Origin of the sequence: Shewanella sp. A32 (assembly GCF_029167175.1) — a bacterium.
Classification (GTDB): Bacteria; Pseudomonadota; Gammaproteobacteria; order Enterobacterales; family Shewanellaceae; genus Shewanella; species Shewanella yunxiaonensis.
This window is the reverse complement of the sequence record NZ_JARFTS010000039.1, coordinates 1-9,695: the sequence shown is the minus strand read 5'-3', so window position 1 is coordinate 9,695 and position 9,695 is coordinate 1. Positions and strand designations below refer to the sequence as shown.

8 protein-coding genes are annotated in these 9,695 nt (G+C 47.4%); 2 read left to right on the top strand and 6 right to left on the bottom strand.

Annotated features, from left to right (window positions below):
• Positions 1–129: 129 nt before the first annotated feature.
• The 5 genes from asnB to purM form a co-directional block, all read right to left on the bottom strand.
• Positions 130–1,791, bottom strand: coding sequence for an asparagine synthase B (gene asnB / locus PY479_RS17060; protein WP_212593644.1), 1,662 nt, complete (start codon positions 1,789–1,791; stop codon positions 130–132).
• 342 nt (positions 1,792–2,133) lie between these two features.
• Positions 2,134–3,768 carry a M28 family metallopeptidase gene (locus PY479_RS17055; protein WP_275484493.1) on the bottom strand — a complete coding sequence of 545 codons (1,635 nt, stop codon included), beginning with the start codon at positions 3,766–3,768 and terminating at the stop codon, positions 2,134–2,136.
• Positions 3,769–3,909: 141 nt separating this feature from the next.
• Positions 3,910–4,668, bottom strand: a complete 759-nt coding sequence (locus PY479_RS17050) for an HAD-IIA family hydrolase (protein WP_212593642.1) — start codon at positions 4,666–4,668, stop codon at positions 3,910–3,912.
• Positions 4,669–4,754: 86 nt separating this feature from the next.
• Positions 4,755–5,396: a phosphoribosylglycinamide formyltransferase gene (gene purN, locus PY479_RS17045; RefSeq protein WP_212593641.1), complete on the bottom strand. Its 642-nt coding sequence runs from the start codon at positions 5,394–5,396 to the stop codon at positions 4,755–4,757.
• Complete coding sequence (purM, locus tag PY479_RS17040; RefSeq protein ID WP_212593640.1) at positions 5,396–6,433, bottom strand: phosphoribosylformylglycinamidine cyclo-ligase; 1,038 nt, start codon at positions 6,431–6,433, stop codon at positions 5,396–5,398. Before purM ends, purN begins: the two co-directional genes overlap by 1 nt.
• Positions 6,434–6,683: 250 nt before the next feature.
• On the opposite strand from purM, the gene upp reads away from it, so the two are divergent.
• A complete protein-coding gene (gene upp / locus PY479_RS17035; protein ID WP_212593639.1) occupies positions 6,684–7,310 on the top strand; it encodes a uracil phosphoribosyltransferase in 627 nt (208 codons plus the stop codon).
• 52 nt (positions 7,311–7,362) lie between these two features.
• Here the strand turns inward: upp and PY479_RS17030 are convergent, their stop codons facing one another.
• Complete coding sequence (locus tag PY479_RS17030; protein WP_275484492.1) at positions 7,363–8,682, bottom strand: Na+/H+ antiporter family protein; 1,320 nt, start codon at positions 8,680–8,682, stop codon at positions 7,363–7,365.
• Between the two features lie 277 nt (positions 8,683–8,959).
• Between PY479_RS17030 and PY479_RS17025 the strand changes: the two genes are divergently transcribed.
• Positions 8,960–9,565: a peroxiredoxin C gene (locus tag PY479_RS17025; RefSeq protein WP_275484491.1), complete on the top strand. Its 606-nt coding sequence runs from the start codon at positions 8,960–8,962 to the stop codon at positions 9,563–9,565.
• Positions 9,566–9,695 lie beyond the last annotated feature (130 nt).

Below are 9,695 nucleotides of genomic sequence, written 5' to 3'. Positions count from 1 at the left end.
TGCGCTTACGGCTTGAGTTAGTTGATGTCGCCATAAAGAAGTCCTCTTTATGTCAACGTATTTCAGGACGGGACATACACCTAAACAAAAGGCACTCAAGTGAGTGCCTTTTGTTGTCCTTGACCGAAGTTAGTAGGCTGCCGTATGCACTGAACGAACGGCACGTCCTGAAGGGTCAATAACCCCCTGCAAACTCGCATCCCAAGCCAGTGCTTCTGGGGTGGAGCAGGCCACAGATTTTCCGCCCGGTACGGTTTTCGCGGCAGATTCCAATGGAAACAGCTCTTCAAAGAAGCAACGATAGAAATAGGCTTCTTTAGTTTCTGGCGTGTTATATGGGAAACGGAAATGAGCATTGGCCAAATCTTTATCATCTACCTGAGCTGCCGCATGTGCTTTGAGCCCATCAATCCAGGAATAGCCAACGCCATCACTGAACTGCTCCTTCTGACGCCATGCCACTTCTGCCGGCAGCATATCTTCAAAGGCTTCACGCAGAATATGCTTTTCAATCCGACCATTTTTCGACATTTTGGCTTCTGGGTTTAAACGCATTGCTACGTCCATAAACTCTTTGTCGAGGAATGGTACTCGAGCTTCCAGTCCCCAAGAGGCCATCGCCTTGTTGGCGCGCAAGCAATCATAGAGATGCAGTTTATCCAGTTTACGGATCAGCTCTTCATGGAAAGCCTGGGCATTAGGGGCTTTATGGAAATACAAATAACCACCAAACAACTCGTCTGAACCTTCGCCGGACAACACCATTTTGATGCCCATAGCTTTAATTTTGCGAGCCATCAGATACATAGGTGTAGCTGCGCGGATGGTAGTCACGTCGTAAGTTTCCAGGTGGTAGATGACATCTTTGATGGCATCCAGCCCTTCCTGGAAGGTGAAGTTAATTTCATGATGAATGGTACCAATGGCATCGGCGACTTTTTTGGCTGCAATCAAGTCTGGCGCACCCTTCAACCCAACGGCAAATGAGTGCAACTGTGGCCACCAGGCACCTGATTGGTCGTTATCTTCGATGCGATGTTTGGCATATGTCTGCGTGATAGCAGAAACCACGGAAGAATCGAGGCCGCCTGACAACAACACACCATAAGGCACATCGGACATTAATTGACGTTTAACGGCAGCTTCCAGTGCTGCTTTTAATTCTTCTTTGCTGGCGGGGTTATCTTTAACCGCATCGTAATCACGCCAGTCACGCTGGTAATATTTAACTGGTTCACTACCACTTACTTGATATTGACCTGGTGCAAATACTTCTACCGTTTTACAAACTGGCATCAGCGCTTTCATTTCTGAAGCAAGATAAAAGTTACCTGCTGCATCACGACCAGTATACAGTGGGATAATCCCGATATGATCGCGGCCAATCAGATACCGTTTCTGCTTTTGGTCATACAGAACAAATGCAAAAATACCGTTCAGCATGTCGAGAAATTCGCACCCATACTCTTGGTACAGCGCCAGAATTACCTCACAGTCGGAGTTAGTTTGGTAGGTATACTTATCCCCCAGTTGCGCTTTAAGTTCTTTATGGTTGTATATCTCGCCGTTTACTGCCAGTACTAATGATCCATCTTGGCTGTACAGTGGCTGTGCACCATGCTCAATATCAACAATTGCCAATCGCTCATGCACCAGAATCGCTTCATCAGAACAGAAAATACCTGACCAGTCAGGCCCTCTATGGCGCATCAGTTTGGACATTTCCAATGCAATTGGACGCATGGATGCGGCATCTGATTGGATATCAAGAATGGCAAAAATAGAACACATATAACACTACTCCAGAACACGCCTTAGTTTACTGTCATTTACTTTGCCATTAATGGTGACAAAAGCCAAGGGCTTAATTTAATAAATTTATGAAAAAATAGCGGATGAACAAGGTAAAAGCGTAACAAAAGCGTAATTAATATGTGGAATGTTCAGCTAATTGGCGATTTTTATGATTAACTATCTAAAATTGCATTCGCTATTAAGCGCGGATTACTGAATCTACACAGAAATGAGCAAAATTTAAGATTGGAATTTTTAATATAAAAGATTGAAAAATAATCAATAAATGTGTTTTTTTAACGATGGGCCGCGCCCGTAGACGCGGTCCATTAGATAGGGTCAAAGTTTGATGTGGGCGGCCGGGCGAAGTGAATAGAATTCAGTGCCTTCGTAATATCCAGGGCGTGCATTACTGTTACCGAGCATGGTGGCGGCTTGGTAGTAAACGGCTAAATCTTCTAGTGCGCCGGAGAGATCCCAGTCAGCCTGATATTCATCACAGACGTTGTGATAACAGCCTTTCATCCGTTTCTGCATCTGTTCTTTATATTTTGCAGTCGCTTCATCAATAGGTTCCTGACCGCTGCTACCAAACACTGCTGGTACACCATACTTGGCAAAACTGAAATGATCAGAGCGGAAATAACCGCCAGATTCAGGATGCTGTTCAGCGTTTACCTGCCGTTGTTGCAGCGTGGCAGCAGCGGTTAAGTACAGTTCAAGTTCAGATTTTCCTTTGCCAACGATGGTGAAGTCCTTAGTGCGGCCATAAACGTTTGTACTGTCGAGATTGAATACCCCGATAGTATTTTTTAGCGGATACAACGGATGGTCGGCATAATAGCGAGAACCCAATAAACCTTGTTCTTCACCAGTGGTGACTACAAAAGTGACTGAACGTTTTATGCCATGACCAGCCTTCGCTGCCGCCACAAACTGACGGGCGATGGCTAACATGCCTGATACCCCGGATGCGTTGTCCATGGCGCCGTTAAATATTTTGTCTCCTGCCAATGAGTCATCTTTTCCCAAATGATCCCAATGGCCGGTAAACAAAATATGTTCATCGGCTTTTGCGGTGCCTGGCAGATTGGCAATGACATTGTAACTCTCACCATATTCTGCATTGTTGGCAAATTTTATCGTGGCGGTTTGCTCTAACGGTAATTGCATTGGACCGTGCGCCGCACGATCTAGTGCGGCCTGTAATTCTAATCCGGATGCGGCAAACACCGCTTTCGCTGCATCTAAAGTCATCCAACCCTCGACTGCAACTCTAGGTTGCGGATTAGCTTCTGCCAAATCCTGCTGTGGTCCGGTCCAACTGTGTTGCACAACTGCCCAAGGATAAGACGCCGGTTCAGTTTGATGGATGATAATAGCGCCTAAGGCTCCCTGACGACTGGCTTCCTCATACTTGTATGTCCAACGGCCGTAGTAGGTCATGGCCTTGCCATTAAATTTTCCAGAAGTCGGATCGGCAAAGCCGGGATCATTTACCAGGATCACGGCAATTTTGCCTTGCATGTTCAGTCCCTGGTAGTCGTTCCAGCCATATTCCGGAGCGTTAATGCCATAGCCCACAAATACTAATGGCGCATTTTCAATATCGATCTGTTTGACATCATGATGACTACTAAATACAACGTCTTGGCGATATTTAAGCGGTAATCCGGCTAATGTAATCTGCTGTTGCTCGCTGGCGGTATAGCTCACCATTGGCACTTTTTGTAGATAACTCCCCGCAGGACCCGGTTGCAATCCCATGGATTTAAAGGCGCTAACCAGATAATCCAGCGTCATTTTCTCACCGTGAGTGGTGGGCGCTCGGCCTTCGAATGCATCAGAAGAGAGCGTTTCTATATCCTGACGGAAAAGTTGTTCATCAAAATGGAATCCGACAGCCGCATCGCCATTTTCATGAGTACAGCCAGCCAGAAGGGCTAACGTACAGAATGGAACCAATAAGCGCATAATTGAGCCTGTTGAATAGGTATAAGTTGGGCGCTGTTAACGCCTCAGGGTAGGGCAATAATGGCTGAAAGTGAGCTGGTTAAACAACTGCAGTTTGTAACCCTAATGTTACATAATGTGTCAGTAGACTTGGGATCTGCATCAGAGGATATCGATGTCTTGTGCGCACTCAAATATGTGGTTAGGACGGAATGGTTGCAGCTCGATATCTTCACGGCGTGTTACACCAGTTAAGACTAAAATGGTTTCCAGACCAGACTGAAAGCCTGCCAGAATATCAGTGCGCATATTGTCACCAATAATAACCGTATTTTCTGAGTGTGCGCCCATATGATTCAGAGCTGAACGAATGATCAGCGGACTGGGTTTACCGACATAAAATGGCTGTCGGCCACAAATAACTTCAATCGGGGCGCAAAGGGCTCCACAGCCAGGACTGTAACTGGGGCCGTGGGTGTCTGGGTTGGTGGCGATAAAACGTGCTCCTTTGGCGATAAAAGCGGCGGCTTTACGGATCATATCCCAATGATAGGTGCGGGTTTCACCAACAATAACAAAGTCCGGATTAATGTCGGTGATGGTAAATCCGGCATTATAGAGTTCATGGATCAATGCGCCTTCACCAATCACATAGGCTTTGGCATTGTTATTACCATTCTGGTGTTTGAGAAAGTGCGCTGTCGCCATTGCTGAAGTGTAAAAACAGGCTTCCGGGATCTCCGGCATGCCTGCTGCCGCCAGCCGATTTTGCAGATCTTTACCTGTTTGTGCCGGGTTGTTGGTCAGCACGACTAACGGGTTACCTTGTTCTAGGATCCGGGCGATGAATTTATCACTACCGGGTACCAGTTTGTTATCGTGCATCAGCACGCCATCGATATCGCAGATAATATTTTTCATTGCCTTCCCGTGCAGTGCATTACAACTTGTTTAGCTAACCTAGCAAGTTATAGAACAACAAGGAACCCGAAGGTTCCTTGTTGTTGTCAATCGTTGGCATATCCACCAGTGCCTAGCGGTTCTCCGTCCAAGTATGCTTGGTTATTCACCATCTTGAGTCGATTGTCAGCAAACCACTTGACTACCAAGGGGTAGATAGCGTGTTCCTGCTCATGAACGCGTTCGGCCAGCAGTTCGGCGCTATCATCCTCAAAAACGGGCACTTTTGCCTGAAGGATTACCGGACCAGCATCAAGTTGTGGGATCACAAAGTGGACACTTGCCCCATGTTCTTGCTCACCCGCATCAATGGCGCGTTGATGGGTGTTGAGCCCGGTAAATTTGGGTAATAGGGACGGATGCACGTTAATCATCCGTCCTTGATATGCTGTTACCAAATCGTCACTGAGGATCCGCATAAAGCCAGCCAATACCAGCAGATCTGGCTGGTAACTGTCGATAGCAGCGCGCAAACGATCATCATAAGCCGCGCGATTTTCGCCAGGCGTTGCGATAACACAGGTACAGTTGATGTCCGCTTCACGAGCCCGAACTAAACCATAAGCATCGGTTTTGTTACTGATCACGCCGACCACCTCAAAAGAGGCTTTAGGTTGTGCGTGATCAATAATCGCCTGCAAGTTGCTACCGTTACCAGAAATCAACACCAGGACGCGACAAACAGACATTAAATGATCTCCACCTGCTCGGTAGCATCACCTAATGCGGCAATCTCACCAATATGCCAGGCATTTTCACCATTGGCCTTGAGCAGGGCTATTGCCGATTCAAGCTGGTCGGCAGGCAGCGCAATTACCATCCCGACACCACAGTTAAAGGTACGGTACATTTCGTGAATGTCGATGTTGCCATGGTCCTGTAACCAGTGGAACACGGTTGGCCACTGCCAGGAATCGCCTTTAATCACCGCTTTACAGTTTTCAGGCAATACCCGTGGGATATTTTCCCAGAAGCCACCACCGGTGATATGCGCCATTGCATGAACAGCATGCTGTTCCACCAACTTGAGACAGGATTTGACGTAAATTTTGGTAGGTTCCAGCAAATGGTCGATGAGTGGTTTACCTTCCAGCAGCTCATTGGGCTCGGCTTGGCTGACTTCCAGCACCTTACGAATTAACGAATAGCCATTAGAGTGAGGGCCACTGGAGCCTAAAGCAATCAGCGCATCGCCGGGTTGTACTTGACTGCCATCGATAATGGCTTCTTTCTCAACCACACCCACACAGAAACCCGCTAAATCGTAATCAGCACCTTCGTACATGCCAGGCATTTCGGCAGTTTCACCACCGATCAAGGCGCAACCAGACTGATAACAACCTTCACCAATGCCGGTTACTACCGCAGTAGCTGCTTCAACATCGAGTTTACCAGTTGCATAATAGTCGAGGAAAAAGAGTGGCTCAGCCCCTTGTACAATCAGGTCGTTGACACACATTGCCACTAAATCGATACCAACGCTGTCATGCTTTTTGTAGTCAATTGCAAGACGTAGTTTGGTACCAACGCCGTCGGTACCGGATACCAGTACTGGGTGTTTGTACTTGGTTGGTAATTCACACAAGGCGCCAAAACCACCCAGATTTCCCAGAACTTCTGGGCGACGGGTACGTTTAACGACAGATTTGATATTGTTGACCAGAGCGTTGCCTGCGTCGATATCAACGCCCGCATCTTTATAACTCAGTGGGGTAGGATTACTCACTTGATCCTCTCGGGTACGTGGTTATGGGTTTTAATGCCGCAGTATTCTAACAGTTTGCCTTGGGGGTCGAAAGCCAAAGATGCTGAAGGAGCGTGCTGATATGCTTCACGAATCGACGTAAAACTGAAACTTTATGTTTTCCCTTGCAGGTAAATCTACTAAAATTTCGAGGATTTGCCTGGCTCGAGCAGGCCCAGCTAAACCTGCCCCCGACTGGCTTACCCGCCCGCAAAAACTCAGGAGAAACATAATGAAAGTTGTCGAGGTTAAACACCCTCTGGTCCGTCACAAAATTGGTTTGATGCGCGAAGGTGATATCAGCACCAAACGTTTTCGTGAATTGGCCGCCGAGGTGGGCAGTTTATTAACCTACGAAGCAACAGCCGATTTTGAAACTGAAACCGTCACTATTCAGGGTTGGAATGGTCCGGTGGAAGTAGAACAGATCAAAGGCAAAAAAGTTACTGTAGTGCCAATTTTGCGCGCTGGTCTCGGAATGATGGATGGGGTACTGGAAAACATTCCTAGCGCCCGCATTTCCGTTGTCGGCATGTATCGTGACGAAGAAACACTGCAACCTGTTCCTTATTTTGAAAAGCTTGCCAGCGATTTGAATGAACGTCTGGCGCTGGTGGTTGACCCGATGCTCGCAACTGGTGGTTCTATGATTGCCACGATTGATCTGCTGAAGCAACGGGGATGTACATCCATCAAAGCGTTGGTGTTAGTGGCTGCCCCGGAAGGTTTGAAAGCATTGGCAGAAGCGCATCCAGATATCGAACTTTACTGTGCTGCTATCGACCGTTGTCTTAATGAAAATGGTTATATTCTGCCGGGTCTTGGTGATGCCGGTGATAAGATTTTTGGTACCAAGTAAGTTAAATTTCAGTAGCAAAAGCCCGCATTATCGCGGGCTTTTTTATGATTTGTTACAGCACCATGGCGGCAATCCAACCGAATATCAACAGCGGAATGTTGTAGTGAATAAATGTTGGGATCACGCTATCGCGAATATGATCGTGCTGCCCGTCGGCATTTAAACCTGAGGTAGGGCCGAGGGTGGAGTCAGATGCTGGAGAGCCCGCATCACCCAACGCCGCGGCAGTGCCGACTAAGGAGATTACCGCCGGTGGCGAAAAACCAAAATGCAACGCCAGCGGCACGTAGATAGTGGCGATAATGGGAATGGTGGAGAACGAGGAACCTATGCCCATGGTGATCAGCAATCCCACTACTAACATCAAAAATGCCGCCAGTGACTTATTGTTCCCGATCAGATCCCCAATGGTGTTCACTAAAGTGGCAACCTCGCCGGTTTGATTGACCACCGCCGCAAAGCCTGAGGCTGCAATCATGATAAAGCCGATAGTTGCCATCATGCGCACACCGCGATTGAAGATATCTTCATTGTCGCTGCGCTTCATCACCCCGGTGACACTTAAAATCACAAACCCCGCTAACGCGCCGAAGATCATTGATTCAGTAGCGAGTTGGACGAGCAGGGTTGTGAGCACCGCCAAAACAGCAAAGCCAATATTGCGCTTGCGTGGAGTCTCAGCCTGTAACCCTGCTGTTGGCTGCTGCAACTGGTAATCGCGGGGCTTACGGTAAGAGATAAATACCGCAATCAGCAAACCCAATACCATTCCGGCCCCAGGGATCAACATCGCGCCAGGGATATCTCCTGCTTTAACTGACAGACCATTGTGGTTGAGATTCGCCAGCAGAATGTCATTCAGGAATATGCCGCCAAAGCCAATAGGTAACACCATGTAGGTAGTCACTAAACCAAAGGTGAGAACACATGCGACCAGACGCCGGTCTAACCGCAACCGGGTCATCAATTGCAATAGCGGCGGGATCAAAATAGGAATGAACGCGATATGGATAGGCAACAGGTTCTGAGAACTAATCGACATTGCCAGCAGTGCTAATAACAGCGTGGCTTTAACCATGCGTTCATTACGACTGCTCTGTTCTTGCCCCAATAGCTTGATGACCGAGCTTGAGATCAACGACGTTAGCCCCGAGTGCGATAGCGCAACAGCAAATGCCCCGAGTAAGGCGTAACTCAGCGCTATCTGTGCGCCACCACCCAGACCGGTATTGAAGGCGGCAATGGTTTCATTCAGTCCCAAACCACCTAACAGCCCGGCCGCCAATGCACTAATCGTCAGCGCAATCACCACGTTAACCCGCATGATACTTAAAGCAAGCATCAGACAGACAGCAATAACAACAGCATTCATAGAAAGGATTATTATTTTTGTGAAAAAGCCATTGTCTGGAACTGCAGCGTTGCTGTAAAGCATCCGGTAACAAATTGGTTAAATTTGTCGTAGATTTTCTATTAATTCTGCGAAAAATTGGCTATTTGGATGATATTTGATCAAATCAAAGCGCTAGCCCTTGAAAAAGGTGATATCGATCATAAATAGGTTGTGAGTTAACCGGCAGGTTTTATAATGCTTGTTAGTTAAACCAGATTTGCAAGTCACTACTCAATCCATAGATGGAGGAAATATAATGGGCGTATTAGTAAGCCGTCCGGCCCCTGATTTTACTGCCGCTGCAGTACTGGGAACCGGTGAAATTGTTGACAGCTTCAACCTGACCGCCGCAATCAAAGGAAAACCCGCAGTAGTGTTTTTCTACCCCATGGACTTCACTTTTGTATGTCCATCTGAATTGATCGCCTTCGATCACCGTCTGGACGAGTTCAAGAAACGTGGCGTTGAAGTTATTGGTGTTTCCATCGACTCTCAGTTTACCCACAACGCCTGGCGTAACACCCCTGTAAATCAGGGCGGTATCGGCCCAGTGAAATACACCTTGGTTGCTGACGTTCGTCATGAGATCTGTAAAGCTTATGATGTTGAACATCCAGAAGCGGGTGTCGCTTTCCGTGGTTCATTCCTGATCGATAAGGAAGGCATCGTACGTCATCAGGTAGTGAATGATTTACCGTTGGGACGTAACGTCGATGAAATGCTGCGTATGATTGATGCGCTGCAGTTCCACGAAGAATATGGTGAAGTTTGCCCTGCCGGTTGGCAGAAAGGCGAAAAAGGTATGAAAGACAACCCAGAAGGCGTTGCTGAATACCTGTCCGAAAATGCCGATAAGCTGTAATGGTGTAATTGTTATTAATAAAAAAGCTGCCCAAGGGCAGCTTTTTTATGCTTAAATGTCCCGTCCTGAAATACGTTGACATAAAGAGGACTTCTTTATGGCGACATCAACTAACTCAAGCCGTAAGCGC